The sequence below is a fragment of the Stenotrophomonas sp. LARHCG68 genome, from assembly GCF_052871705.1.
Genome location: NZ_JBIXJV010000002.1, coordinates 748,270 through 774,903 on the forward strand (window position 1 = coordinate 748,270; position 26,634 = coordinate 774,903).

Here is a 26,634-nt window from a genome sequence, read left to right on the forward strand (position 1 = left end):
CTGTAGTTCCAACTGAAATCCTCCGGCCATCGCCGCCCCACCCTGCTACGATGTGGCGGTTCTGGCCGCCGTGCGTGATCCGCGCCGGACACCCCCACTCCCCGCCACTCTGAAACGAGTACCGCCGTGTCCTTCTTTGCAAACGTGGAACAGGTTCCTGGCGACCCGATCCTGGGTCTGACCGAGGCATACAACGCTGACAGCCGCCCGACCAAGGTCAACCTTGGCGTCGGCATCTACTACGACGAAAACGGCCGCATCCCGCTGCTGCGTGCCGTCAAGCAGTACGAGCAGCAGTTGGTGGCCGAGGCCAAACCGCGTGGCTACCTGCCCATCGACGGTCTGCCGGCCTACACCCTGGCCACGCAGAAGCTGGTGTTCGGCGAAGGTTCGGACCTGCTGGCCGCCGGCCGCGTGGCCACCTCGCAGACCATCGGCGGCAGCGGCGCGCTGCGCGTCGGCGCGGACCTGCTGCGCACGCTGCTGCCGCACGCCACCGTGGCCATCAGCAACCCGAGCTGGGAAAACCACCGCGCCGTGTTCGGCGCCGCCGGTTTCGACGTGGTCGATTACACCTACTTCGACAACGCCACCCACGGCCTGGATTTCGCCGGCATGGTCGCCGACCTGCAGAAGCTGCAGCCGGGCACCGTGGTGCTGCTGCATGCCTGCTGCCACAACCCGACCGGCGCGGACCTGAGCACCGAGCAGTGGAAGCAGGTTGCCGCGCTGCTGAAGGACCGCCAGCTGTTCCCCTTCATCGACATGGCCTACCAGGGCTTCGACAAGGGCATCGAGCCGGACGGCCAGGCCGTGCGCATCATCGCCGAGGCCGGCATCGACAGCTTCATCGTCGCCAACTCGTACTCCAAGTCGTTCTCGCTGTACGGCGAGCGCGTCGGCGCGTTGTCGGTGGTGGGCCCGGATGCGGCCTCGACCAAGGCCGTGCAGTCGCAGGTCAAGCGCATCATCCGCACCATCTACTCCAGCCCGTCCACGCACGGCGCCGCCCTGGTGGCCGGCGTGCTGGGCAGCGCCGAGCTGCGTGGCCTGTGGGACGCCGAACTGACCGAGATGCGCGAGCGCATCCACGCCCTGCGTGCCGGCATGGTGCAGAAGCTGGCCGCCCTGGGCGCGCCGGAGTTCAGCTTCATCGAGAAGCAGGCCGGCATGTTCTCGTACTCGGGCCTGAGCAAGGCGCAGGTGGACCGGCTGCGTGACGACTACGGCATCTATGCCGTCGGCACCGGCCGCATCTGCGTGGCCGCGCTGAGCCAGAAGAACCTGGACTACGTGGCCAAGGCCGTCTACGAGGTCAGCCGCGGCTGATCGACCGTCGCTGTCCTGTTGAAAAGCCCGGGGAAACCCGGGCTTTTTTAGTGCCGTACGAAGAGCTTTACCTCTCTCCAGCACGTCCTCGGCGAACCGGAAGCCAGCGGCCAAATGCCTGATGCGTGGGGTTCCGCAGGATCGCAAAGCCCTTCCGCTCCCCGAGGTTCCTCATCCGACCAGCCAGGCCACCGCCGCCGCGCCAACCACCATCCCGCCCAGCCCCACGCTGACGATGCCGCCATAGCGTGCACCGCCACTGAGGAAGGCCAGCACCGACTTGGCCAACGACGCCGACGCCAGCAGGGCGATCACGCCCCAACGCGCCTGGCCCAGCTCCAGCCCGCCGGACGTGGTCAGGCTGGCGATGCTTGCCGCCGCCGCATGCAGTTCACCCAGCGCCGCCACCGTCGCGCCCACCAGCGCCCCGGCCTGGCCGAACAGCTGGCGCAGCCCTTCCGATACCAGCAGCACCGCGGCAATCGCCACCGCGATCATCAGCGCATGCTGCAGCTGGAATGCCTTGGCCGTCGAAGTCTCGGGCACCGCTTCATCCGGCACATGGCGCAGGCCAAGTGCCGCGAACCCCAGCAATACCAGCGCGCCGGCCAGCAATGGCCACGCACTGGCGCGCAGCAGGGCCGGCGAGGTGGTGCCAATCACCGCCGCGAACAGCAACAACGAGGCCAGGTTGGCCAGCAAGGCGGCCGATGCCGAAGGCGGGACCAGTGCCGGTGCCGCCCGGCTGCTGCGCCCGAACCCCGCCACCGAAGCGGTGGAGGAGGCAAAACCGGAAAAGAAGCCGGCCACTGGCAGGCCCCAGCGCGCGCCCACCGCACGCAGCGCGACATGCCCAAGCATGCCGGTGCCCATCACCAGCACCACGATCTGCCAGAGCTTGTAAGGCACCAGCACGCCCCAGGGATCCACCGCCTCGGACGGCAGCATCGGCAGCATCGGCAGCACCACCAGCGCGCACGCCGCCAGCAGCAACGCATCGCGCACCTCCTGGTCGGTGATGACTTCGCGGCTCAACCGCGCCAACGGCGCCTTGGCCCACAGCAGGATCGCCACCACCACGCCCAATGCGGCGGCCAGCGCCGGTTGCTCCAGTGCCAGCCCGCCGAGCAGCACCGTGGTCAGCATGGTGATCTCGCCAGTCAGCCCCGGGTCGTCGGCCGCGCTGATGCGGTAGCTGGTCCAGGCCAGGGCGGCGGCGGCCAGCAGTGCCACCAGGAACGCCGGCAAGCCCAGCAGCATCGCCACCGCGCCCATCAGCGCCAGCAGGGCGTGCGTACGCACGCCGGCCTGCAGCGTGCGGGTCGTGCCGTGCTGGCGCTCGCGCACCGCACCGATCAGCAGCCCGATGCCCAGGGCTGCCAACAAGCCATGTGTCACCTGATTCCAATCCATGCCACTCCCCTCCGGGCCTCCATGGTACGGACCCTGTGGATAAAGCCAACGGCAGCGCCGCATGGCTGCTTTTGTCCGCAAAAGGACACGGCATGGCCATCAGCTCGAAAAAAGCAGGACAACCCGCGACAATAGCGCTCCTTTTGTCTGAAGGTAGCTCCCGTCCATGTCCCGTACGTCGCTGACCCGCTTCCTGATCGAGGAAGAACAGAACAAGCGCATCAACGCCGACCTGCGCCAGCTGGTCGCGGTGGTCGCCCGCGCCTGCACCTCGATCGCCATCGCCGTCAGCAAGGGCGCCCTGGGGGGCGTGCTGGGCGATGCCGGCACCGGCAACGTGCAGGGCGAGGCACAGAAGAAACTGGACGTGATCTCCAACGAGATCCTGCTCGAAGCCAACGCCTGGGGTGGCCACCTGGCGGCCTGCGCCTCGGAGGAGATGGACCACAGCCAGCCGGTGCCGTCGGAATACCCACAGGGTGACTTCCTGCTGCTGTTCGATCCGCTCGATGGCAGCTCCAACATCGACGTCAACGTCTCGGTCGGCACCATCTTCTCGGTGCTGCGTGCCCCGGCCGGCGTGAAGCAACCCGGCGACGAACACTTCCTGCAGCCGGGCGTGCAGCAGGTGGCCGCCGGCTACTGCATCTACGGGCCGAGCACGATGCTGGTGCTGACCGTCGGCCATGGCACCCACGCCTTCACCCTGGACCGCGAGACCGGCGCCTTCATCCTGACCCAGCGCAACATGCAGGTCCCGGCGGACACCAAGGAGTTCGCGATCAACATGTCCAACCAGCGCCACTGGGAAGCGCCGATGCAGGGCTACGTGGCCGACCTGCTGGCCGGCAAGGAAGGCAGCCGTGGCAAGGACTTCAACATGCGCTGGATCGCCTCGATGGTGGCCGACGTGCATCGCATCCTGACCCGCGGCGGCATCTTCATCTACCCGTGGGACAGGAAGGACCCGGGCAAGGCCGGCAAGCTGCGCCTGATGTACGAAGCCAACCCGATGGCGCTGCTGGTCGAGCAGGCCGGCGGTGCCGCCACCAACGGCCGCGAGCGCATCCTCGACCTCCAGCCGACCCAGCTGCACCAGCGCGTGCCGGTGTTCCTCGGTTCGAAGAACGAGGTGGCGCAAGCCACCCGTTACCACACCGACCACGACGCCAACTGATCACCGCTCGTTGCAGCGGGGCCACGCTCCGCTGCAGCCCACCCGGCAATGCACCGCCGGGTGGGCCTGGCACTACCCAAAGCAGGTGTTCCACGCCACCATCGGCCTCAGTTCTCCTGGGAACCACCGATGAGCGACGTGGATTTCATCGAGGTTTACGACGACGCGCTGTCCGCGCAGGACTGCGCGGCGATCGTGCAGCGCATGCAGCACAGCAACCAGCTGCAACCCGGCCGCGTGGGCGGCGGCGTGCATCCGGACCTCAAGCACAGCCGCGACCTGCGCATCAGCGGCAGCGAGGATTGGCGCGATGTCGACCAGCGCCTGCAGGTCGCCGTCTTCAATGGCCTGCTGCGTTATCTACGACGTTATCCACAGGCCCTGATCTCGCCGCTGATGTTGCAGGTCCCCGGCAGCGACGGCCAACCGCGCCGCCTCACCGCCGATGATTTCCCCGCCATGGACGAGCGCGCGTTGTCCGACCTGGCCCGCACCTGCCTGCGTCCGGGCGCGATCAACCTGCAGTGGTACACCGCGGGCGAGGGCGGCTACCCGTACTGGCATTGCGAGCTGTTCCCGCGCGACGCCAGCGGTGAAACCCTGCACCGCCACCTGCTGTGGACGCTCTACCTCAACGACGGTTTCGACGAAGGCCAGACCGAGTTCCTGTTCCAGCAACGCAAGGTTGCCCCGCGCACCGGCAGCCTGCTGATCGCACCGACCGCCTTCACCCACACCCATCGCGGCAACCGCCCGCAGGGCGGCGACAAGTTCATCGCCACCAGCTGGATCCTGTTCCAGTCCGCCCAGCGGCTGTACGGGCAGCCTTAGGCGCCACGTCCCCCCTTCACGCGGCAGGCATTACGCTGCTCGGCACCCGGCCCGCATCACGCGAACACTGGAGCTCACCGATGAACTGGATCGCGCTTGCCGCGCTGTTGCTCGTCCTGGTCAATCTCCTCGCCACCGGCGCAGTGTTCCGTGTGCCGGACCTGTCCGCCTCGCAGCGCGTGCTGCAGATCGCCACGATCTGGCTGCTGCCGGTCATCGGCGCGGTGTTGTGCCTGAGCTTCGCCAGCACCCAGGCCAATACTGCGGCCACACCGCGCGATGACACGTTCACCGCATCCGACGGCGGCGGGCCGATCCTGGGAACCGACGCCTATGCCAGCGAGTGCAGCGGCGATGCGGGCAGCTGCGATGGTGGCGCGGACGGTGGAGGTGGCGGCGATTGACCCGGCAACCGGCCTGCCCGCTCAGAACAACTCGCCCTGCAGCGACGGTTTCTTCGGCGGGGCCGGCGCGATGAAACGGCTGCAGTCCAGCTTCGGCCAATGGCTGTTCTGGGCATCAAACCCCAACCGCTTGCGCGCCAGCTTGAAACGGTTGGAAAGCAGGTCGGCGTACGCCCCTTCGCCCCGCATGCGCTTGCCGAACTGGCTGTCGTAATCCTTGCCGCCGCGCAGCTGGTTGATGGTGCTCATCACGTGTTCGGCACGCTGCGGGTAGTGCGCCTGCAGCCAATCGCGGAACAGCGGTGCCACTTCGTAGGGCAGGCGCAGCAGCACATAGCCCGCGCTGCAGGCCCCGGCATCGCGGGCGGCCTCCAGCACCGCTTCCAGCTCGGCGTCGTTGATCCACGGGATGACCGGCGCCACCATCACCCCCACCGGGATGCCGGCCTGGCTCAGCCGCCGCATCGCGCGCAGGCGGGCATGCGGGGCCGAGGCACGCGGCTCCAGCTTCGCCGACAGGTGTGGGTCCAGCGAGGTCACCGAAAAATGCACGCTCACCAGCTGCTGCCCGGCCAGCGGGGCGAGCAGGTCGATGTCACGCTCCACCAGCGCGTTCTTGGTGATCAGCGAAAACGGGTGCCGGGTCTCCAGCATCACCTCGATCAGCTGCCGGGTGATGCCCAGCTTGCGCTCGATCGGCTGGTAGGCGTCGGTGTTGATGCCCAGCGCGATCGGCTGCGGCACGTAGCCCGGCCGGGACAACTCCCGGCGCAGCACGTCGGCCGCGTTGACCTTGGCGAAGATCTTGGTCTCGAAGTCCAACCCCGGCGACAGGTTGAGGTAGGCATGCGTGGGGCGGGCGAAGCAGTACGAACACCCGTGCTCGCAACCGCGGTACGGGTTCACCGACTGGCTGAAACCCACGTCCGGCGAGGTGTTGCGGCTGATGATGCTGCGCGCGGTTTCCGGGCGTACGTCCGTGCGCAGCCGGGCCTGGGCGAACTCCTCGCTCTCCTCTGTCGCCCAGCCATCGTCCACGGCTTCGGTGAGCTGTGTCTCGAACCGGCCGGGCAGGTAGCTGCTGGCACCGCGGCCTTTGATGGGGGAGGGGGTCGACATCGGCCTACGCTAGCGCGCGCCTGTCTCACTGTCAGCGACTGGCCACATTCAGCTGCCCGGCGCTTCAGCCGGCCTTGCACAAGGTGATCGACCGGCGCCATGGGCGGCTTTTGTCCCTCGCGTGCGCCGTCGGATGGCTAGAATCGGTGGATGCGCGATGCCTTCCACAGCCTCTGGGCCAGCTTGTCCAGCCTTCCCCACGTCGGCCAGATCCTGGCCGCCACCTACGTGGTCTACCTGGTCCTGCTGGCCTGCTACATCGTGCTGCAGAAGCGCGAACCGGTGGCCACGCTGAGCTGGATCCTGTCCTTGGCGGCACTGCCCTACATCGGCCTGTTCGTGTTCTACCTGTTCGGCCCACAACGCATCGTCCGCCAGCGCCTGCGCCGCGGGCGCTCGCGCGAGGGGCTGGGCACCTACGACGCGGTCGGCGCACAGGATGACACCTGCACCGAGCTGGCGCGCGTCGGGCAGGCCACCACCGGCCTGCCGCCCAGCACCGCCACCGAAGTCGACTGGCTGGTCGATGGCGCGGCCACCTACGCGGCGATCATCGCCGCCATCGGCCAGGCGCGTCGCCACGTGAACCTGGAGTACTACATCTTTGAGCCCGACCACGCCGGCACCGCCATGCGCGATGCCTTGGTCGAACGCGCCAGGGCCGGCGTCAAGGTGCGCCTGCTGCTCGATGCGGTGGGTTCCTCGCGCATCGGCAAGCGCTTCCTGCAACCGCTGCTCGACGCCGGCGGCGAAGTGGCCTGGTTCCACCCGCGCCAGTTGTTGAAGCCGTTCAAGCGCCCATGGCTGAACCTGCGCACGCACCGCAAGCTGGTGGTGGTGGACGGCGAGGTCGCCTTTACCGGCGGCATCAACGTCACCGACGAGGAAGACGACAGCCGCAACCCCAATGCGTATCGCGACCTGCACATGCGCATCCGGGGCCATGTGGTGCACAGCTTGCAACTGGTGTTCCTGGAAGACTGGATCTACGCCACCGGGCAGGGCGCGGGCAACTTCCGGCGCGAGGACCTGTTCCCGCCCGACGTGCCGCGGCGCGACCAGGGCACGATCCGCGCGCAGGTGCTGGTCTCCGGGCCGGATTCGGCATGGGAGGCGATCCACCGCCTGCACGTGGCCGCCATCCAGGAAGCCCGCCACCGCGTCTGGCTGGTCACCCCGTACTTCGTGCCCGGCGAAGCCGCCCGGATGGCGCTGACCTCGGCTGCGCTCGGCGGGCTGGACACGCGCTTGATGGTCCCGCGGCAGAGCGATTCGAAGTTCGTCACCCTGGCCGCCCGCTCCTACTTCGACGAGTTGCTCGAGGCCGGCGTGCGCATCTTCGAGTACGGCCCGCGCATGTTGCACAGCAAGGCCTTCATCGCCGATGACCACACCTGCATCGTCGGCACCGCCAACTTCGACCACCGCAGCTTCCGCCTGAACTTCGAGCTGTCGATGATGTACAACGACCGCGGGTTGACCGCCGAGCTGGACGCCATCCTGCAGCGGGAGTTCGACAGCGCCACCGAGGTGGTGCCAAGCAGCCAGCGCCCCCTGTGGCGGCAGCGGCTGCCGGAGGCCGTGGCCCGGCTGGCCTCACCACTGCTCTGAAGACTGCACGCACGTCCCATCCGTCGTCGCTGAACCGGCGGCGGCTGGGAGCGTTTCGCCGTCCATGCCCTCCGCCGTTCCGTCCATGCTCAAACCCATGGAACCGGGCTTGCAGCGGCCGTTAAACTGCAGTCCTCTCCGGGGAGGTCGAGACCATGTACTGGTTGTTCCTGTTGCTTGCGTTGGCTGCATTCGTGTTCGCCCTGTCCACGACGAACATGGCCCTGCTGGTGCTGTCGTTGGTGGCGGCGCTGGTGTTCATGCTGCTGTGGGTGAAGGGGCTGTACGCGGCCAAGTTCGACGGCGTGGTCAACGATGTCCCGCGGCCACTGCATGCGGCCGAACTGCAGGCGCTGCGCGAGCAGCTCCGTCCCGCGGCCACTGCCGACGCCGCGACCACAACGCCCCCTTCGCCGGCGCCGGCAGCGGCTCCCGCCCCCCCGCAGCTGCAGGACCCCAACCAGCCATGACCCAGCTCAGCGTCAACGTCAACAAGGTCGCCGTGCTGCGCAATTCGCGTGGCGGCAGCGATCCGGACGTCGTGCGTGCCGCGATGACCTGCCTGCGCGCCGGCGCGCACGGCATCACCGTGCATCCGCGCCCGGACCAGCGCCACATCCGCGCCGACGACGTCTACGCATTGTCCGAACTCACCCGCCAGCATGGCGTGGAGTTCAACATCGAAGGCAATCCGTTCGCGCCGCCGCGCGAGGGCTATCCCGGCCTGCTGCCGCTGTGCGAGCAGACCCGTCCGGCGCAGGTCACCCTGGTACCCGACGGCGACGGCCAGCTCACCTCCGACCATGGCTTCGATTTCGGCCGGGACAGCGAACGCCTGCGTCCGTTGATCGCCACGCTCAAGGGATATGGCTGCCGGGTCAGCCTGTTCGTCGATGCCGGCAATCCCGACCTTGCCCAGGCCGCAGCCCTGGGCGCTGATCGCATCGAGTTGTACACAGGCCCTTACGCCGAGGCCTTCGCCACCGGCCCGGTGGACCCGGCGTTGGCCCTGTTTGCCGATGCCGCACGCCGCGCGCAGGCCGCCGGGTTGGGCGTCAATGCCGGACATGACCTGTCGCAGGCAAACCTGTATCACTTCCTGACCCAGGTCCCCGACGTGCTGGAGGTCTCCATCGGTCATGCACTGATCGGCGAGGCCCTGTACGAAGGCATCGAAGCCACGGTGGCAGGCTACCTGACGATCATCGAGCGGGCAGGGGAACCAGCCGTCGACGCCTGATCCAGGTCGGAGGCGGGGTACCCGGCGATGGACGACATGCGCATGCGGCATGAGCACATGATCATTCACATGGTTATCCACAGGCCGGGCGATGGCTTTCACAGCCATCCACAGTCATCCCCTCAAGTGCGGGCACAGTCATCCCCTCAAGTGCGGGCCCTGCACGCTTGATGGCGGAGCGGGGAAGGAACGCCGGACCATCCGAAGAGGACTTGCAGGACACGCGGGGCATGTAGCAGGAAGCGGATGCTCTCCTGGGCCCCTGGCGACGATGCCCTGTGGATGGATTCGCCGTATCGAAAAGGGCCATTTCGGCGATTATCTTCTCCTAAATTCTACCAATAGGACGACAAATAGCTCTATTTTCCCGGGCGCCGCGTGCTTCCGGCCCGGACTTGTCCACAGCTGCAACGGCCCATGTACAGGCAACGAGCCTGATTCGGTCAGCACCTGTGGATAGATCAGGTGTCGTCCGGCTCACGAAGCACACCGGAGGCCTGCGAAGCCGCTTATCCCCAGATTGCTGTGGATAAGTAGGCATCCCTCGTCGCTTGAACGCATTTTTATCCACAAACGGGAGCATCCGGGGCCATTCGGGGCATTGATGCAGCGCTGCTTTGCCCTTCTCCTGTGGATAAACACCGGTTCGATGGCAACCGGCAGCCCTCCCGCTGCTCTGTTGTGGATATCTGGCGCCCGGTACGTTCAGAGGCATGACTTATCCACCGGTCCCCTGTCGCGCTCCTGGACCTGCCACGCCGGGGGTGCGGCAGGCAGCCTGATTCCGTCCGCGCCCCCTGCTCGGGCGTTCCTGATGCGTCGGGTGTCAGGCACAAAGATCGCTGAACATCGCGCAATTTCTGTAGATTCCCGGAAATCCGGCTGCTTTGTCAGTGATAGCGCTTCGCGAGGTATAGCAGGAGTTATCCACAGCCAGACCGATCATCCGCCCGGATCCGCCTTGGCAGAATGACGCCACTCGCTGGCGGTTGTGGATAAGCGCCATCCGGCATCCCGAAACGGGTGCACCGTGGCCTGTGGATAACCATGGAATCCGCGTTCACCAGGCTGGGGAATCGAGCCGCTCAGCGCAGGAGCTGTGGATAACAACACCTCCTGATGGCCTGCAATCGTGCATCCGGAGCGATGCATCGGATTGGATGAGGCTGCAGTTTCATCCACAGCCTGCGCCGAATCTGTGGATATCCCAACAGGCACGCCTTGTTTCTCCGATCGATGGCGCCGAATCAGGCTCGGTGCCAGGCATTCTGCAGCGCAATCCCACGTGGAACCCAGCGATTTTCCGCACACGTACCTAGGCCCGGCGCATGTTTATCCACAGCGGGAGGTTCGCGACGCAGGGCTTTCCGGCGCAACGCAATCTGCACGCCGCCACGCGCTTCCCCTTCCAGATGCGCTACCGCGGCCGCCTTCTGCTTCATTTATCCACAAGCCCGTCACTCGATGCCACCTAGCACCTGGCGCTCGTGTCCAACTGCTCCCTGCCGGTGCACAGCAGGGCAGGGCAGCGCGCCCCATTCCGGTTTCCACCGCTGCGCGCCATTACGATTCGCGAAGCAAAAAAAACGCCCCCGTTTCCGGGGGCGTTTTCCAGTCGCGTCATGACTTGGTGTTGCAGTATTACTGCACGAAGCCAATCTTCTTCATCTGAGCATTCTTGGCCTGGGCAAGGATCTTGGCCATGACTTCATACTCCGAATCCGGGCTTGCTTCGATGCGAAGTTCCGGCTGGTTGGTCGGATCCTTCTGTACCTCTTCTTCCATCTTCTGCTGCAGGTCAGCCACGTTCACCGGACTGTTGTTCCAGAAAACCTGGTTGCTCGCATCCACGCGCAGATCGATCGGCGGCGGCGGCTCGCGCAGCTGCGGCGGCGGGTTGATGACCCGCTGCGGCAGATCCACGGCGATCGGGTACGTCATGATCGGCGCGGTCACGATGAAGATGATCAGCAGCACCAGCATCACGTCCACGAGGGGCGTGACGTTGATGTCGGCCATTGGGCCCTTGTTGTTGCCACTACTGAATGCCATCGCTTACTGCCCCTTTTCTTTGGTGGCAACGAAACCGACGTCCAGCATGCCCTGACCCTGCGCGATCTTGGTCACTTCGTTGATCACGCTCATCTTGGTGGTCTTGTCACCACGCAGATTCAGCGGCGGCTGCGGCGTCTGCTGCGCAGCGGTGGCGAAACGCGATTCCAAGGTCTCCTTCGAGACCGGCTCGTCGTTCCAGTAGAGCGAACCGTCTTCCTTGACGGCAACCGTGATCGGATTCGGACGCTTTTCAGCATCGTCCGGATTCTGGATCAGGTTGGCCTCGGGCAACTCCACCTTGACCTTGTGGGACATCAGGGGAGCCGTGATGATGAAGATGATCAGCAGCACCAGCATGACGTCCACCAGGGGCGTCACGTTGATGTCGGCCATCGGGCCGCTGCTGTTACCACTACTGAAAGCCATAACGGGCTCCGTCTATATCGTTGCGAGGACTGCTCGGCTTACTGGCTCAGCGAACGCGCGAGCCAGTGGCGAAGAAGTCGTGCAGATCGTGCGCGAAGGTATCGAACTTGCTGATGGTCGCGCTGTTGATCTTGCTGAAGAAGTTGAAGGCGAACACGGCCGGGATAGCCACGAACAGACCGATGGCGGTCATGATCAGCGCTTCACCCACCGGGCCGGCAACGGCGTCGATCGAGGCCGAACCGGTTGCACCGATCTTGATCAGCGCGCCGTAGATGCCCCACACGGTACCCAGCAGACCCACGAACGGAGCGGTTGCACCGACGGTGGCCAGCAGGATCATGCCGCCCTGCAGCTTGTTGGACTCGCGGGTCACGGCCTGACGCAGGGCGCGATCGACGAACTCCGAACGGCTCAGGGTCTCGGCGGCACCGGCCTGCTGGTGGTGGGCAGCAGCCTGGGCAGCGTCCAGGGCGATCTTCGAGAACGGCTCGGAAGCCGGCTGCTCTTCCATGGCGCGGATGGCGTCCTGGGCGTTCGGGGCATCCCAGAACAGGCTCGGAACGCGGCCAGCGGCCGACTTCAGGCGGGCAGTACGGAAGATGTTGATGACAGTCCAGTACCAGGACATGGCCGACATCGCCACCAGGGTGATCAGCACGACCCAGGAGACGGCGAAGTCACCCGGCTTGGAGGTCATTTCGTGGATCAGGTGCTCGAAGCCCATCTGCGAGAGGGCGTTGTTTGCGTTGCCCCCGGCAGCAGCGGCGATGAAAATTTCCTGCAGCATGACGCTTACCTTTGTTGTGTGTGGTGTTAAAGGGTGTAGCTAAAGTTGAACCGTTCCAGCAGCGGCCAGTCCTGGCCGCCACACGGATCAGCTCAGCGCAAAGTTGACCGGGACGCGGACGCGACCAGCCGCCTTCTGTCCACCGCTTGAGGCGGGGTTGAACTTCCACTTGCGCGCCGCTTCCATGGCAGCACGGTCGAGGTCACGGTTGCGGCTGGACTTCTCGACGGCGACATTGGTGACGTTGCCGTTGGCATCGACATCAATGATCAGGATGACCTCGCCCTGGATACCGGCGCGGAAAGCGGCCGGCGGGTAACGCGGCGGGTTCATGTTCTTGGACGAGATGTCCACGCTGGCCTGGATGTCGACCGGCGGGGCGGGCGGAGCCGGCGGGGCCGGCGGCGTCACCACGTCATTCGGGCGCGGTTCCGGCACGTCGATCACCGGGGCTTCCGGCGGCGGCGGCAGCGGCGAGGGCTTCGGCGGCGCCAGGTTCTTGACCGGCGGCGGCGGGATGTCCTGCGGCGGCGGCGGCGGCGGCGGTGGCGGCGGCGGCGGCGGGGCGTCGACCAGCGTCACCATGACGTTGCGTTCCTTCTCCGCAGCGGCCTTCGGGGCCACGGCCGGGATCAGAAGCATCATCAGGGCTGCCAAGTGCAGTGCGATTACAAAGGCGATGCCAGCGATACGGGGCCAGCTCAGACCCTTATCCTTATCGCTGTCGTCGTACCTGTGGTGGAAGACCAATTGTTCCGTCATGCGCCAAGAGCTCTGTAGTGAGGCGGGGCAAGCATTACTGTCGCCCCTGAGATTCAGCGGTGCATGACACCGCAGGAACCTCCAAGCTTATACCAATCCTGACCAGCTGCGCATCTCAAAAACAGCTGTTCAGGCGTTATTCCTGCTTACTTCAGGTTGATGATTTTGTCGGCATCAGCCGGGTTTTTGACACCCTTGGCCTTTGCGTCCCGGGCAGCCTGCTTTGCTTCCGGGATACGGCCTTCCGAATGCAAAACCTTTGCCAGGTTCAGGTACGTCTCACCATCCTTGGACAGCGGAGCGGCCTTCTGCCAGGCCTCGATCGCCTGGGGGATCTGCTCGCTGTAGTAGTACGACTGCGCCAGGGCCAGGTAAACCTGGTAATCCGGCTTGAGGATGCCCTTCTCCAGGCCCTCGTTGATCACCGCAATGACGTCCCGTTCCTTGTTCTCGGTGTTTGCGTAGATCGAGTACAACTGCTTGTACTCGCGCTCTTCGGTGAGCTGTCCGGACGCACGCAGCTTGTCCATCACTGCGGCGGCCTTGTCCATCTGGTCGGCCTGCATGTACATGCTGGCCAGGTTGAGCTGGGCCTTCTTGTCCGAGGGGTTGCGGCTGGCCAGCGCCTCGGCTTCCTTGACCGCTTCACCGGTCTGGCCGGCTTCGGCGTAGGACGCCATCAGCAGCTGGTTCCAGTTGTCCTTCGGCTCGGGCGAGGCGGCAATGGCGGCGCGCAGCACCGGGATGGCCTCGGCGTACTTTTCGGTCTGGTACAGGGCCTGGCCCTTGATGATCAGCTCTTCGGGCTTGTTGGACTTGGACTCGGCGAAGTACTTGTCCAGATTGGCCAGGCCTTCGGCGTACTGCTCGTCCTGGATCTGCAGCTGGGCCAGCATCAGCAGTGCCTGGTAGTGGCCGTTGTTGTCCAGCTGGTTCAGGGTGAGCGCCTGCTGCAGGTACTGCTTGGCGCCGGCGTTGTCATCCAAGTTGTAGGCGGCCTGCGAGGCCAGCTGGTTGGCCACGGCCTTGTCGTAGTCGTTGGCAGCCTCGGCGGCGATGATTTCATCGGCCAGCGCACGGGTCTGCTCGAACTCGCTCTTGTTGTAGGCCTCGAACAGCTTCTGCAGCTTGCCGCTCATCTTCGAGGAAGCCTTGCCGTTGGGCTCCTGGCGGGTCGCTTCCGGGAACAGCACTTCAGCCTTGGCGCTACCACGGCCACCGCGACGCTCGTTGCGATCGGACGAACGCGACTGTGCAACGGCATCAGCCACCACAACACCACCGAGCGCGGTCGCGATAAGGACGGAAAGCACGGCTTGTTTATGGCTGCGGAAGATCATGGTTCACCTCGATGGGACCGCTTGGGAGCGGAGTTCGGACTATTCGGAAAGAAACCGAGCACGCAAACGTAGCAGAAAATATTTGACGGAGAAATCACTTCCGTTGGTGTACTGCAGCAATGTCCCGGGTCATCCGCACCGCGGGACCCGTCCGGCCTGGCGGGCCTGCTGGAAAACAGGCATCAGCGCCGGCGCATCGCGCTGCAGTTCACGGATGCGGTTGGCCGGGTCCGGGTGGGTGGAAAGCCATTGCGGGGAGCGGTTTCCGCTGGCCGCCATCATGTTCTGCCACAGGTTCACCGCCTGCGAGGGGTCGAACCCGGCCTGGGCCATCAGCCGCTGGCCAACCACGTCGGCCTCGCTTTCCTGGGTGCGCGAGCCGGGCAGCAGGAACATGGTCTGCGCGCCCATGCCACCGAGCTGGCTGACCGTGCTGGCCGCGCTTTCACCGTAGGCGGCGCCGGCCAGCACGCTGGCCACCTGCAGGAGCCCGGAGGCGCCCATCTGCTTGGTGATGCGTTCTTCATGGTGGCGCGAAATGACGTGGCCGATCTCATGGCCGATGACGGCCGCCAGCTGGTCCTGGTTGCGGGCCACGCTGAAGATGCCGGTGTTCACTCCGACCTTGCCGCCGGGCAGGGCGAAGGCATTGGGTTCCTTGTCGACGAACACCGCCGTCTCCCAACGTACGCCATGGTACTGGGAGGGCAACTGGGCGACGAGCGCGTTGACCACGCATTGCACGTAACCGTTCTGCCGGGCGTCGCGGTTGACGGCTTCCTTGGCCTTGGTTTCGGCGAAGGCCTGCGCCCCAAGCTGGTCCAGCTGTTGCTGGGAAACGCCACCGACGACCTGACGACGCCCGGTCGGCGACGTGGTGGTCGCGCAGGCGCCGAGCAACAGGATGGCAGTGATGGCGAAAGCAGCGGCTTTCATGATGGATCCCCCACATTCATGGCTGCAGTGTGCGAGCGTCCTGCTTAATTTTTCGTCAACCGCGCGTTCGGCTTACTGCGCGCCGAACCAGACCAGCGCGCCGAGCGCGATGGCGTTGTTGATCGCATGCGCGGCGATGGCCGCCCACAGCGTCCCGGTCTTGCGGTACAGCCAGGCAAAGGCGATGCCCATGCCCCCGTAGATCAACCACAACAGCAGCATCTCCGGCAGCCCGTTGGGGCTGGTGCCGGGCACCTCGTGCACCAGCGCGAAAGCCGCACCGCTCAACAGCATGCCCAGCCATGGTCGGCCGGCGGCCCACAGGCGGCCGAACAGGACGCGCCGGAACAGCAATTCCTCATAGGCCGGGGCCAGGAACACGGCGAAGACCACCAGCAGCAGGGGATAGTTGGCCAGTGCCTGTTCCATCAGCGGCAGGTTGGTCGGGGCCGGCTCGATGCCGAACTGCTTGCCGATCCAGCTGATCAGGCTGCTGCCAATGAACACGCAGGCCGCTACCAGCAGCGTCCAGCCCCAGGTCGTGCCGCGGCGGGCATTCCGGTGCGATTGCGCGCGCTCGGCCGGCGTGGCGCGACGACGCCAGAAGTACAGCACCAGTGCCGCGCCGCCGGTGGATATCAGGGCGATCAGGATCTGCGCCAGCGCGCCCGGGTCACCCAGCAGGCCCGACAATTCCTTGCCGGCCGGCATGCCATTGCCGTTCTTCGCGGCCTCCATGCCCACCATGACGCCACGCCACAGGCCCCAGGCCAGGCCACACGCCAGGCTCAGGCACAGCAGGAAGCCGGCGGCGAGCAACAGGTCCGCGATGAAGCCGATGACCGGCGATTCCTTGCGTGCCATGGGCGGGGAGAGCGGGGGAGGGACGGACATCGCGGGCCTTTGCAGAGCAGGCGGTGGGCAGAAGACGGGCGCCATGGATGCCTGGCGCCCGGGTCTTGCGGCTGGATCTATCAGATATCCAGGTTCATGACCTTCAGCGCGTTGTCCTCGATGAAGTCGCGGCGCGGTTCAACCACGTCGCCCATCAGGGTGCTGAAGATCTGGTCCGCTTCCACCGCATCCTCGATGCGTACCTGCAGCAGGCGGCGGGTATCCGGGTTCACGGTGGTGTCCCACAGCTGTTCCGGGTTCATTTCACCCAAGCCCTTGAAGCGCTGGATCTGGCGGCCCTTCTTGGCCTCTTCCATCAACCAGGCCTGCGCCTGCGCGAAACCGGTCACCTCGGTGCTCTTGTTGCCACGGCTGATGGTCGCGCCCTCGCGGATCAGGCCATGCAGCAGCTGCGACGCCTGGTGCAGCGGACGCAGCTCGCCGGACTCGAACGCGGACAACGGCAACACCTGGATGTGCTCCTCGCCCATGTGGCGACGGGTCACCAGCACGGCCGCCGGCCGCTGCTCGTTCGGTTCCTGCAGGGTCAGGGTGAAACGCGGCGTGCCCAGGCTGCCCTGGTTGAGATGCTTGGCCAGCGCATCCAGGCCTTCGCCCTCACCGGCGCTGCGCAGGTGCTGCAGGTCCATCGGGGTGAAATCGACCAGCGCCTCGAGCAGACCGCGGTCATAGCGGTGCGCGTTGCGCTCGATCGCATCCTGCGCGCCGGCGTAGACCATCAGCAGCTTTTCCAGCGCCACGCCCTCGATCGGCGGCTCGCCGGTGGCCGGTACCAGGGCGGCGTTTTCCACCGCACTGTTGGCCAAGTAGGCATCCAGCGCCGGGTCATCCTTGAGGTACAGCTCGGTCTTGCCCTGCTTGATCTTGTACAGCGGCGGCAGGCCGATGTAGACGTAGCCGCGCTCGATCAGCTCCGGCATCTGCCGGTAGAAGAACGTCAGCAGCAGGGTGCGGATGTGGGCGCCGTCGACGTCGGCGTCGGTCATGATGATGATCTTGTGGTAGCGCAGCTTGTCCGGGTTGTACTCGTCGCGGCCGATGCCGGTACCCAGCGCGGTGATCAGCGTACCGACCTGGTCCGAGGCCAGCATGCGGTCGAAGCGTGCGCGTTCCACGTTGAGGATCTTGCCGCGCAGTGGCAGCACCGCCTGGTTCTTGCGGTTGCGGCCCTGCTTGGCCGAGCCGCCTGCCGAGTCACCCTCGACGATGAACAGTTCCGACAGCGCCGGGTCCTTTTCCTGGCAGTCGGCCAGCTTGCCCGGCAGGCCGGCGATGTCCAACGCGCCCTTGCGGCGGGTCAGGTCACGCGCCTTGCGGGCGGCCTCGCGGGCACGCGCGGCATCGACGATCTTGCCGGCGATGACCTTGGCTTCGTTCGGGTTTTCCTGCAGGAACTCTTCGAGCTTGGCGCCGAAGGTGCTTTCCACCGCCGGCTTGACGTCGGAGCTGACCAGCTTTTCCTTGGTCTGGCTGGAGAAGCTCGGGTCCGGCACCTTGACCGACAGCACCGCGATCATGCCTTCGCGCATGTCGTCGCCGGTGAAGCTGATCTTGGCCTGCTTGGCGATGCCGTTCTGCTCGATGTAGTTGTTGAGCGTACGGGTCAGCGCGGCACGGAAACCGGCCAGGTGGGTGCCGCCGTCCTTCTGCGGGATGTTGTTGGTGAAGCAGTACATCGTTTCCTGGTAGGAATCGGTCCACTGCAGCGCCACTTCCACCACGATGCCGTTGGACTCGCCGGTCACCGCGATCACGTTCGGGTGCAGCGGGGTCTTCACCTGGGCCAGGTGTTCCACGAAACTCTTGATGCCGCCTTCGTAATGGAAGTCATCCCGACGGCCTTCGCCGCGTTCGTCGACCAGGGCGATCTTGACGCCGGAGTTGAGGAACGAGAGTTCGCGCAGGCGGCGCGCCAGGATCTCGTAGTGGAACTCGACGTTGTTGTTGAACGCGACCACCGACGGCCAGAAGCGCACGGTGGTGCCGCGCTTGTCGCTGGTTTCCAGCTTTTCCAGCGGACGCACCGCCGCGCCGTGGCTGAACTCCTGCTGGTAATGGAAGCCGCCCTGGAAGATATCCAGCATCAGCTTCTCCGACAGCGCATTGACCACGCTGACGCCGACGCCGTGCAGGCCGCCGGAAACCTTGTAGCTGTTGTCGTCGAACTTGCCGCCGGCGTGCAGGACGGTCATCACCACTTCGGCCGCGGACACTTCGCGGTCGAGCTTCTTGCTCATCTGCTCGTGCTTGCCGACCGGGATGCCGCGGCCGTTGTCCGACACCGACACCGAACCGTCGGCGTGGATGGTGACGGTGACGTTGTCGGCGTGACCTGCGAGCGCTTCGTCGATCGAGTTGTCGACGACCTCGAACACCATGTGATGCAGACCGGTGCCGTCATGGACGTCGCCGATGTACATGCCGGGGCGCTTGCGGACCGCTTCCAGGCCTTCCAGGGCGGTAATGCTGTTGGCGTCGTAATTGCCGTTCGTGGCCGGGGTGTTCTGTTCTTCGCTCATTGCGCTTGCCGTAGGCTCCGCAGGTCATGCACTGCCGGTACGGCAGGGGCATGAGGGATAGGGGTGACGTTCCGATTATACCTACCGGGCAGATTTCCGCCCTGAAGGCTCAAACCACGGCCTGCAGCGTGCCGTGTTCCACGTGGAACATTGCCGCCGGGCGCAGCTCTTCTTCCAGGGCTGCCGGTACTTCGGTGGCGGTGATGAACACCTGGGCCGGCACCTGGGCCAGGCGGTGCAGCACCCGCCGCTGATGATTGCGGTCCAGTTCCGAGCCCAGGTCATCCAGCGCGATGACCGGCCATTCACCGCGCAGGGCAGCGTAGTCCTCGGCCTGGGCCAACAGACAGGCCAGTGCGGTCAGCTTTGCCTGCCCGCGGGACAGCGCGTCGCGGCCTGGGATCTGCGCAAAGCCCACATCCCAGTCCGCGCGATGTGGTCCCACCGACGTGAAGCCGGCATTGCGGTCACGTTCGCGGGCCAGCAGCAGGGCATCCCCCAGCGATACCTCGTGGCGGCGCCACCCCGGCAGCAGTTCCAGGGTCTGCAACTGCAGGGTCGGGGCCAGATCGGCAGCAATGGCAATCGCCCGCTCCTGCAGACGTTCCACGTAGTGCTGGCGGCGCGAAGTCAGCGGCACGCCCGCTTCAACCAATTCCCTGTCCCAGGCATCAAGCTGATAGCCCGGGGCCCCGGCCTTGAGCAGCGCGTTGCGTTGCTTCAACGCCCGGGTGTAACGCCGCCACAGGGGGAGAAAGTCCGGTTCCACGTGGAACAATCCCCAATCGATGAAGCGACGACGGGGCTCGCTCCCCCCGCTGACCAGGGCATGGCTGCCCGGTTCGAAGGTCACCACCGCCAACGCGGCGCACAATGTGCCCAGTTGCGCGACATCCTCGCCATCCAGACGGCCCTTCCAGCTCTGGCCACCATGACGCAGCCCGGCTCGGCGTGGAACTACGGTCTCACCGCCGGCTCCGCGCTCTTCCCATTCCACAAAGACGTCCAGGCTGTCCGCACCTTTCTGGACCAGGCCATCGCGTACGCGCCCGCGGAAACTGCGGCCGTAGGCCATCAGATGCAGCGCTTCCAGCAGGCTGGTCTTGCCAGCGCCATTGGCGCCGGTAATCAGGTTGATGCCAGGGCGGGGCGCCAATTCCACCGAATCGAACCGACGGACGCGGTTCAGGGCAACACGGACGATATGCATTGACGCTCAAGTACCCAACCACCGCGCCATCCGCGGCGGACAAGGGCGCAGCTTAAAGCATCTGCCAACAGGGTGCGGGCAATACGCTCGCCCAGGCGCTCCACGTGGAACACCTGCAATTTCGCGAATTCTGCAGCATCCAACCCTTCACGCCGTTTCAGATTTCACGAAATCACGCCCCGCTCGCGGTGGGCTGTTCTTGGACGCTTTTTCCTCGCGGGACAGCTCTGGGGGAAAGGTCTGTGTATAACTTTGGCAATCTGTGGATAAATTTGGCACTTTTCCACAGAGATCACCTTATGCACAGATATCCACAGGCTTGACGGCCACTTTTCAAGGGGGTTTCGAAGCTAATATATTTAGCTAAAACAGTCACTTAGCATAGTTTTACATGAAATCCAGCTCTACCAGCACCACCAAGCTTTAGATTTATTCTCAGATTTAAAGCATAGAGCTGCGAAAAAGCATCGCCGCAACAGGGCCGGGACAAAGCGGCTCAAATGGCGAAATCCGGAAGTCCTGCACGCCACCTGACTTTCAGATTTGAAGAAATCCCCGGGCGCTGAGCTGGGTTCGAAGGCGCCGCGTGGAACCTGCCGGCCTTCTCGCCCCACGCAGGCACTCCGAAACCGCGGATATTGCCGTTTCTGGACTCGTCATGCGGCCCGATACCGGCAGAAGTCAACGAAACCAGGGGCAAACGGCGGACGCTGGGCGAAGCGACATCGGGGATCTGCTGCCTGCGCGCTTCGCTTTCCAGCCGAACGGCTGCGGAACTGGCGAAATCTGCGGTCCCATGGCCGGCCAAGCTCAACGGAACAACCCGCTTGCCGAGCTTCTGCGGAAAATGGCGTTCTCGATACCCATCAGCCAGGCAACCAGAACCGCAGCATCTCGCGTTGCTCCGAAGATGGCCTCCAAGCCGGGGCCATCTGAGCCCGGAATCGGATCACCGTTGGAAGAACCCGGTGCTTGGGGCAGGTCCCTTTGCCGGAATTCGAGATCCAGAAAAGAAAAAAAACAGGTGGCGCGACGGCTGATGCGAAGTGCCCTGGGCCTCTGAGAGGAAACTGCGCAAGACCGGCTGCAATGGCGGCCCATTGCCACCATTGCGAACGGCGTCCGAAACGTCCGCCCCGGAATCAGGTTCCACGTGGAACGCCGGTCAGAGACGCAGCGGCATCACGACGTGGCGCGACTTCTCGCTGCTGGCTTCGCGCACCAGCGCCGAGGAGTTCGAGTCGCGCAGCTGGATGACCACATGCTCGTCGCGCAGTGCCGACAGGGCGTCGAGCAGGTAGTTCACGTTGAAGCCAATGGCCAGATCATTGACCTGGGTATCGGCCTCGACTTCTTCCTGCGCTTCTTCCTGTTCCGGGTTATGCGCGCTGATCTTCAGCTGCCCCGGGGTCACCTCGACGCGAACGCCGCGGTACTTTTCGTTCGACAGGATGGCGGCGCGCTGCAGCGAAGCACGCAGGCTTTCGCGCTCGATCTTCACTTCACGGTCGGCACCGATCGGGATCACCGCTTCGTAATCCGGGAAGCGGCCGTCGATCAGCTTCGAAGTGAAGGTGACATCGTCGCGCTTGACGCGGACGTGGCTACGTCCGACTTCCAGTTCGACTTCACGATCTCCGCCTTCCAGCAGACGCTGCAGCTCGGTCACGCCCTTGCGCGGCACGATGATCTGGCGCTTGCCGGTGCTGCTTTCCAGCTCGGTTTCGCACAGTGCCAGGCGATGGCCGTCGGTAGCCACGCAACGCAGGGTCTTGTCGCGCAGATCGAACAGCAGGCCGTTGAGGTAGTAACGCACGTCCTGCTGGGCCATTGCGAACGCCGTGCGCTCGATCAGTTCCTTCAGCGCCGCTTCCGGCACGGCAACGCGCTCGGTCGCTTCGACTTCGTCAACCGAAGGGAAGTCGTTGGCCGGCAGGGTCGCCAGGGTGAAGCGGCTGCGGCCGGCCTGCACCGTGATTTTTTCGCCGGTCTGCGAAACGGTGATGCGGCTGCCATCGGGCAGGGCGCGGATGATCTCGAACAGCTTGCGCGCCGGAATGGTGGTTTCACCATCCTGGGCGTCTTCGACCGCGATGCGGGAGACCATCTCCACTTCCAGGTCGGTACCGGTCAATGAAAGCTGACCACCCTGCACCTGGACCAGGAAATTGGCCAGAACCGGCAGAGTCTGGCGGCGTTCAACCACGTTGACGACCTGGGCCAACGGCTTGAGAAAGGCTTCGCGCTGCAGTGTGAAACGCATGTGGTTTCGTGCCCCTATGCTTTTAAAAGATGTGGGTTAAATCAAAAGCTTGGTGGTGCTGGTAGAGCCAGATTTGGTTTAAAACACACCCAAGTATTTGTTTTAAAAAGGTTTCTATGCACTGAAACCCTCTGTACTACTGGCCCGGAACGGGTGGGGAATGCTGTGGATAACTTTGCACGTTTTTGAAGACGCGTTTTTATCCACAACTTCCCCAACGTCTGCCCCCGAATCATGCACCGTTTTGTGCGATGACGCCTCTGCGGCGTCGGTGCATGATTCGTCCGGCTTCTTCCCTACGACCTATCCGGTGCCCCGAATGGCTTACTCACTCAACTTGCGGATGAGCTTGTCCCAGTCCTCGCGGAGCTTGCCGTCGGTTTCCATCAGCGTCTTGATCTGGCGGCAGGCGTGAAGCACGGTGGTGTGGTCACGGCCGGCGAAGGCATCGCCGATTTCCGGCAGGCTGTGCTCGGTCAGCTCCTTGGTCAGCGCCATGGCGACCTGGCGCGGACGGGCCAGCGAACGGGTGCGGCGCTTGGACAACAGGTCCTTGATCTGCAGGCCGTAGTAGTCAGCGACGGTCTTCTGGATGTTGGGAATGCTGATCGCCTGCTGCTGGGCACGCAGCAGGTCGCGCAGGGTTTCCTGGGCGAACTCGGTGGTGATCGCGCGGCCGGTGAAGTTGGCGCGGGCGGTCAGGGTGTTGAGTGCCCCTTCCAGGTCGCGCACGTTCGAGCGCATCTTCTTGGCGATCAGGAACGCCACGTCATCCGGGATCTCGGCACCGCGTTCGCGTGCCTTGGCCAGCACGATGGCCGCGCGGGTCTCGAAATCCGGCGGCTCGATCGCCACCGACAGGCCCCAGGCCAAGCGTGATTTCAGGCGCGCTTCCAGGCCTTCGACCTCGCGTGGGTAACGGTCGCAGGTCAGGATGATCTGTTGCTTGCCGTCGAACAGCGCGTTGAAGGTGTGGAAGAACTCTTCCTGGGTGCGGTCCTTGCCGGCGAAGAACTGGATGTCATCGATCAGCAGCGCGTCCACCTGCTGGAACTGGCGCTTGAACTGGTCCATGGTCTTTTCCTGCAGCGCCCGGATCATCGCGCTGAAGAACTGTTCCGAACGCAGGTACAACACCTTGGCACCCGGGTTGGCCTGGCGCATGGCATTGCCGGCGGCCAGCATCAGATGGGTCTTGCCCAGGCCGGTGCCACCGTACAGCAGCAGCGGGTTGTGGGCGCGGTCGCCGGGCTTCTGTGCCGCCTGGAACGCGGCGGCCAGGCCCAGCTGGTTGCTGCGGCCTTCGACGAAGTTGGTGAAGGTGTAGTGCGCATCTAGGTTGCCGTTGAACGGCACCACCGGTGCCGATGCCGGCGCCTGGACGCCGCTGCTCACCGGCAGCGGGGCCGGCTCGGCCACGCGGGGGCGCGAGCCGATCTCCAGGATGACCTCGGAAAAACCGGCGAAATGGGCGAGCAGCTCGGAGATGCGCGACAGGTACCGCTCGCGCACCTGCTCGACGATGAAGGCATTGGGCGCGTACAGCACCAGGCTGTCAGCGCGCTGGTCGGCCTGCAAGGGCTTCAACCAGGTGTGGACATCTTCCGGCGGGAATTCCGCTTCAAGACGTTCAAGACAAAGAGACCAGGCATCCATCAGCAATAATCATCAAAGGCCTTGTCGGCAAGGCGCAGGAAGCCGCCGGGCCACAGGCCGGAACAGGGAAAAGTGGATGGCCCAGACTACCACCGCAGACCGGATGCGGGAATGCTTGTCCCGGATTTATTCACAGGCTCATCCACAAGCTGTGCACCGGCCTGTGAATATCCGTCGTTTCGTAAGCTTGACGGGGTGGGGGGCGCTTCTATAGAATTTCCGGTTCTTTCCGTCCCATTCATACAGGTGCCCCCATGGCCACCAAGCGCACGTTCCAACCCAGCAACCTCAAGCGCAAGCGCGATCACGGCTTCCGTGCCCGCATGAAGACCGCTGACGGCCGCAAGGTCCTGTCGCGTCGCCGCGCCAAGGGCCGCAAAGTCCTCAGCGCTTGATTGCGTTGCCGCTCTCCGCGGCACATGCAACTTCAATCGTGAGCAGTGCCTTCCCGCGCAAGCGATTCCCTCGCTCTGCGCGGGTTCGTACGCGCGCTGAATACTCTACGGTCTTCAACGGCGCCCGCCGTGTGTCCGACCCGCTGATGACACTCCACTGGCTGAAAGGGGATGCCCCCGCTCGGTTGGGCATGGCCGTGTCACGGAAGGTGGATACGCGTGCGGTCGGCCGTAACCGTATCAAGCGTGTGTTGCGCGATGCAACACGCCATCTTTTGCCGTGCCTGGCCGATGGCGATTTCGTCGTCGTTGCCCGCTCGGCGGCCAAGACGGCCAGCAATCAACAGATCCGCGAGGCGTTCGAACGCCTGCTGCGCCGTGCCGGCGCATTGCCCGCTTCGGGCGCGGACGGCACAATGCCGCCGCGCAAGGGCGCTGAACCCACTCCTTTGAACGCGCCGGATGCTTCGTCCGGCCGAGCCGAGCCAGCCTGCTGATGAACCAGACCCGTGTATTCCTGATTTTCGCCTGGCTGATGGTGGCCGTGCTGCTGTGGATGGAATGGGGTCGCGAGAAGAACGCGCCGGATCCGGCCACCGTGGCCGCGACCCAGCCGGCCGTGCCGGTGTCCAACGATGCCGACCTCGCCGTGCCCGGCACCGGTACTGTGCCGCAGGCCACCGTCCCCGGCCATGAGGCTCCGGCCGCCCCGGCGGTTGCCGGCGTCGAAGCGGCCAGTGCCCCACCGCGCGTGACCGTCACCACCGACGTCCTCAAGCTGGTGCTTGATGGCCGCAGCGTGCTCGACGCCGACCTGCTGCAGTTCCCGCAGACCAAGGCCGCCGGCAGCCCGCCGGTGCAGTTGCTGACCGAGGACAAGGCGCACCCGTATACCGCCACCGCCGGTTGGGCCAGCCAGTCCGGTTCGCCGGTACCTGGCGCCGCCGGTTTCCAGCCGGCCGGCAACGCCACCGAGGTGGTGCTGGCCGACGGCCAGAACCAGGTGCAGGTGCCGTTCGTGTGGAATGGCCCCAACGGCGTGAGCATCCACCGCACCTATACCTTCACCCGCGGCGAGTACGCCGTTTCGGTGAAGGATGAAGTGAGCAACGCCGGCAGCGCGCCGTGGCAGGGCTACGTGTTCCGCAAGCTGGACCGTGTGCCGTCCATCGTCACCCGCGGCATGACCAACCCGGACTCCTTCAGCTTCAATGGCGCCACCTGGTTCAGCCCGGAAGATGGCTACCAGCGCCGTGCGTTCAAGGACTACATGGATGACGGCAACCTCAACCAGACCATCACCGGTGGCTGGGCGGCGATGCTGCAGCACCACTTCTTCACCGCGTGGATCCCGCAGGCCGACCAGGCCGCGCTGTACCGCCTGTCGCAGAACGGCCCGCGCAACGTGATCGAAGCCAGCGGTCCGGGCTTCACCGTGGCACCGGGGCAGAAGGTCAGCACCGAGGCGCGCCTGTGGGTGGGCCCGAAGCTGGTCAACCAGATCGCCAAGGAAGACGTGAAGGGCCTGGACCGCGTGGTCGACTACAGCCGCTTCTCGATCATGGCGATCATCGGCCAGGGCCTGTTCTGGGTGATGAACCAGGTGCACAAGCTGGTCGGCAACTGGGGCTGGTCGATCATCGGCCTGGTGATCCTGCTCAAGCTGGCGCTGTTCCCGTTGGCCAATGCGCAGTTCAAGTCGCAGGCCAAGATGCGCAAGTTCCAGCCGCGCATCGCGCAGTTGAAGGAACGCTATGGCGATGACCGCCAGAAGTTCCAGACCGCGATGATGGAGCTGTACAAGAAGGAAAAGATCAACCCGATGGGCGGCTGCCTGCCGCTGCTGATCCAGATGCCGATCTTCTTCGCCCTGTACTGGGTGCTGGTGGAGTCGGTGGAACTGCGCCAGGCCCCGTGGTTTGCCTGGATCCAGGACCTGACCGCGCGTGACCCGTACTTCATCCTGCCGGTCATCAACATGGCGGTGATGTGGTTCACCCAGAAGCTGACGCCGGCCGTGGGCATGGACCCGATGCAGCAGAAGATGATGCAGTTCATGCCGCTGGTGTTCGGCGTGATGATGGCCTTCATGCCGTCCGGCCTGGTGCTGTACTGGGTGGTCAACGGTGGCCTGAGCCTGCTGCAGCAGTGGTACATGATCAAGAAGCACGGCGAGGACACGCTGCCGGCCAAGGTCGAAGCCAAGTAAGTCGAGGAGCCCGCCGCAAGGCGGGCTTTTCGCA

23 protein-coding genes are annotated in these 26,634 nt (G+C 64.9%); 10 read left to right on the forward strand and 13 right to left on the reverse strand.

Annotation, left to right across the window (positions count from 1 at the left end):
- Positions 1 to 126 precede the first annotated feature (126 nt).
- Positions 127 to 1,329 carry an amino acid aminotransferase gene (locus tag ACIPR8_RS10680; protein WP_132864043.1) on the forward strand — a complete coding sequence of 401 codons (1,203 nt, stop codon included), beginning with the start codon at positions 127 to 129 and terminating at the stop codon, positions 1,327 to 1,329.
- 171 nt (positions 1,330 to 1,500) lie between these two features.
- Here ACIPR8_RS10680 and ACIPR8_RS10685 read toward each other — a convergent pair whose 3' ends face one another.
- Positions 1,501 to 2,742, reverse strand: a complete 1,242-nt coding sequence (locus ACIPR8_RS10685; RefSeq protein WP_446541006.1) for an MgtC/SapB family protein — start codon at positions 2,740 to 2,742, stop codon at positions 1,501 to 1,503.
- A gap of 166 nt (positions 2,743 to 2,908) precedes the next feature.
- Between ACIPR8_RS10685 and ACIPR8_RS10690 the strand changes: the two genes are divergently transcribed.
- The 3 genes from ACIPR8_RS10690 (at position 2,909) to ACIPR8_RS10700 (ending at position 5,154) form a co-directional block, all read left to right on the forward strand.
- Entirely contained in the window at positions 2,909 to 3,919 is a 1,011-nt protein-coding gene (locus tag ACIPR8_RS10690; RefSeq protein WP_446541007.1) for a class 1 fructose-bisphosphatase, read from the forward strand.
- A 129-nt stretch (positions 3,920 to 4,048) separates the two neighbouring features.
- The gene (locus ACIPR8_RS10695; RefSeq protein WP_192287183.1) at positions 4,049 to 4,750 is read left to right on the forward strand and encodes a 2OG-Fe(II) oxygenase; all 702 of its coding nucleotides are present in this window, start codon (positions 4,049 to 4,051) and stop codon (positions 4,748 to 4,750) included.
- An 80-nt stretch (positions 4,751 to 4,830) separates the two neighbouring features.
- Positions 4,831 to 5,154 (forward strand): hypothetical protein, encoded by a 324-nt coding sequence (locus ACIPR8_RS10700; protein ID WP_446541008.1) that lies wholly within the window; start codon positions 4,831 to 4,833, stop codon positions 5,152 to 5,154.
- A 21-nt stretch (positions 5,155 to 5,175) separates the two neighbouring features.
- Here the strand turns inward: ACIPR8_RS10700 and ACIPR8_RS10705 are convergent, their stop codons facing one another.
- Positions 5,176 to 6,273, reverse strand: coding sequence for a PA0069 family radical SAM protein (locus ACIPR8_RS10705; RefSeq protein WP_192287185.1), 1,098 nt, complete (start codon positions 6,271 to 6,273; stop codon positions 5,176 to 5,178).
- 150 nt (positions 6,274 to 6,423) lie between these two features.
- Between ACIPR8_RS10705 and cls the strand changes: the two genes are divergently transcribed.
- The 3 genes from cls (at position 6,424) to ACIPR8_RS10720 (ending at position 9,124) form a co-directional block, all read left to right on the forward strand.
- Positions 6,424 to 7,884: a cardiolipin synthase gene (gene cls, locus ACIPR8_RS10710; protein ID WP_446541009.1), complete on the forward strand. Its 1,461-nt coding sequence runs from the start codon at positions 6,424 to 6,426 to the stop codon at positions 7,882 to 7,884.
- 155 nt (positions 7,885 to 8,039) lie between these two features.
- Entirely contained in the window at positions 8,040 to 8,354 is a 315-nt protein-coding gene (locus ACIPR8_RS10715) for a hypothetical protein (RefSeq protein WP_446541010.1), read from the forward strand.
- The gene (locus ACIPR8_RS10720; RefSeq protein ID WP_446541011.1) at positions 8,351 to 9,124 is read left to right on the forward strand and encodes a pyridoxine 5'-phosphate synthase; all 774 of its coding nucleotides are present in this window, start codon (positions 8,351 to 8,353) and stop codon (positions 9,122 to 9,124) included. Before ACIPR8_RS10715 ends, ACIPR8_RS10720 begins: the two co-directional genes overlap by 4 nt.
- Positions 9,125 to 10,765: 1,641 nt before the next feature.
- Here ACIPR8_RS10720 and ACIPR8_RS10725 read toward each other — a convergent pair.
- The 11 genes from ACIPR8_RS10725 to dnaA form a co-directional block, all read right to left on the reverse strand.
- Positions 10,766 to 11,176, reverse strand: coding sequence for an ExbD/TolR family protein (locus tag ACIPR8_RS10725; protein ID WP_132864051.1), 411 nt, complete (start codon positions 11,174 to 11,176; stop codon positions 10,766 to 10,768).
- Positions 11,177 to 11,179: 3 nt separating this feature from the next.
- Positions 11,180 to 11,605, reverse strand: a complete 426-nt coding sequence (locus ACIPR8_RS10730; RefSeq protein WP_132864052.1) for an ExbD/TolR family protein — start codon at positions 11,603 to 11,605, stop codon at positions 11,180 to 11,182.
- Positions 11,606 to 11,651: 46 nt separating this feature from the next.
- Positions 11,652 to 12,395 (reverse strand): TonB-system energizer ExbB, encoded by a 744-nt coding sequence (exbB, locus tag ACIPR8_RS10735; protein WP_132864053.1) that lies wholly within the window; start codon positions 12,393 to 12,395, stop codon positions 11,652 to 11,654.
- Positions 12,396 to 12,482: 87 nt separating this feature from the next.
- Positions 12,483 to 13,157, reverse strand: a complete 675-nt coding sequence (locus ACIPR8_RS10740; RefSeq protein ID WP_132864054.1) for an energy transducer TonB — start codon at positions 13,155 to 13,157, stop codon at positions 12,483 to 12,485.
- 146 nt (positions 13,158 to 13,303) lie between these two features.
- A complete protein-coding gene (locus tag ACIPR8_RS10745) occupies positions 13,304 to 14,497 on the reverse strand; it encodes a heme biosynthesis protein HemY (protein WP_132864055.1) in 1,194 nt (397 codons plus the stop codon).
- 129 nt (positions 14,498 to 14,626) lie between these two features.
- On the reverse strand, positions 14,627 to 15,433 hold the full coding sequence (locus ACIPR8_RS10750; protein WP_446541012.1) for a M48 family metallopeptidase: 807 nt from the start codon (positions 15,431 to 15,433) through the stop codon (positions 14,627 to 14,629).
- A 72-nt stretch (positions 15,434 to 15,505) separates the two neighbouring features.
- A complete protein-coding gene (locus tag ACIPR8_RS10755; RefSeq protein WP_446541013.1) occupies positions 15,506 to 16,327 on the reverse strand; it encodes a CPBP family intramembrane glutamic endopeptidase in 822 nt (273 codons plus the stop codon).
- A gap of 80 nt (positions 16,328 to 16,407) precedes the next feature.
- Entirely contained in the window at positions 16,408 to 18,867 is a 2,460-nt protein-coding gene (gene gyrB, locus ACIPR8_RS10760; RefSeq protein ID WP_192287190.1) for a DNA topoisomerase (ATP-hydrolyzing) subunit B, read from the reverse strand.
- A 109-nt stretch (positions 18,868 to 18,976) separates the two neighbouring features.
- Positions 18,977 to 20,077: a DNA replication/repair protein RecF gene (recF, locus tag ACIPR8_RS10765; RefSeq protein WP_132864059.1), complete on the reverse strand. Its 1,101-nt coding sequence runs from the start codon at positions 20,075 to 20,077 to the stop codon at positions 18,977 to 18,979.
- Positions 20,078 to 21,242: 1,165 nt separating this feature from the next.
- On the reverse strand, positions 21,243 to 22,340 hold the full coding sequence (gene dnaN / locus ACIPR8_RS10770; protein WP_132864061.1) for a DNA polymerase III subunit beta: 1,098 nt from the start codon (positions 22,338 to 22,340) through the stop codon (positions 21,243 to 21,245).
- 324 nt (positions 22,341 to 22,664) lie between these two features.
- Positions 22,665 to 23,996, reverse strand: coding sequence for a chromosomal replication initiator protein DnaA (dnaA, locus tag ACIPR8_RS10775; RefSeq protein ID WP_313255813.1), 1,332 nt, complete (start codon positions 23,994 to 23,996; stop codon positions 22,665 to 22,667).
- Positions 23,997 to 24,250: 254 nt separating this feature from the next.
- Here dnaA and rpmH point away from each other — a divergent pair, with 254 nt between their 5' ends.
- From rpmH to yidC, 3 genes are read left to right on the forward strand one after another with little or no spacing between them, the layout of a single operon-like run.
- A complete protein-coding gene (gene rpmH, locus ACIPR8_RS10780; protein ID WP_132864063.1) occupies positions 24,251 to 24,391 on the forward strand; it encodes a 50S ribosomal protein L34 in 141 nt (46 codons plus the stop codon).
- A 38-nt stretch (positions 24,392 to 24,429) separates the two neighbouring features.
- On the forward strand, positions 24,430 to 24,888 hold the full coding sequence (gene rnpA / locus ACIPR8_RS10785) for a ribonuclease P protein component (protein WP_446541014.1): 459 nt from the start codon (positions 24,430 to 24,432) through the stop codon (positions 24,886 to 24,888).
- Positions 24,888 to 26,600 (forward strand): membrane protein insertase YidC, encoded by a 1,713-nt coding sequence (yidC, locus tag ACIPR8_RS10790; protein ID WP_446541015.1) that lies wholly within the window; start codon positions 24,888 to 24,890, stop codon positions 26,598 to 26,600. Before rnpA ends, yidC begins: the two co-directional genes overlap by 1 nt.
- Positions 26,601 to 26,634: the final 34 nt, after the last annotated feature.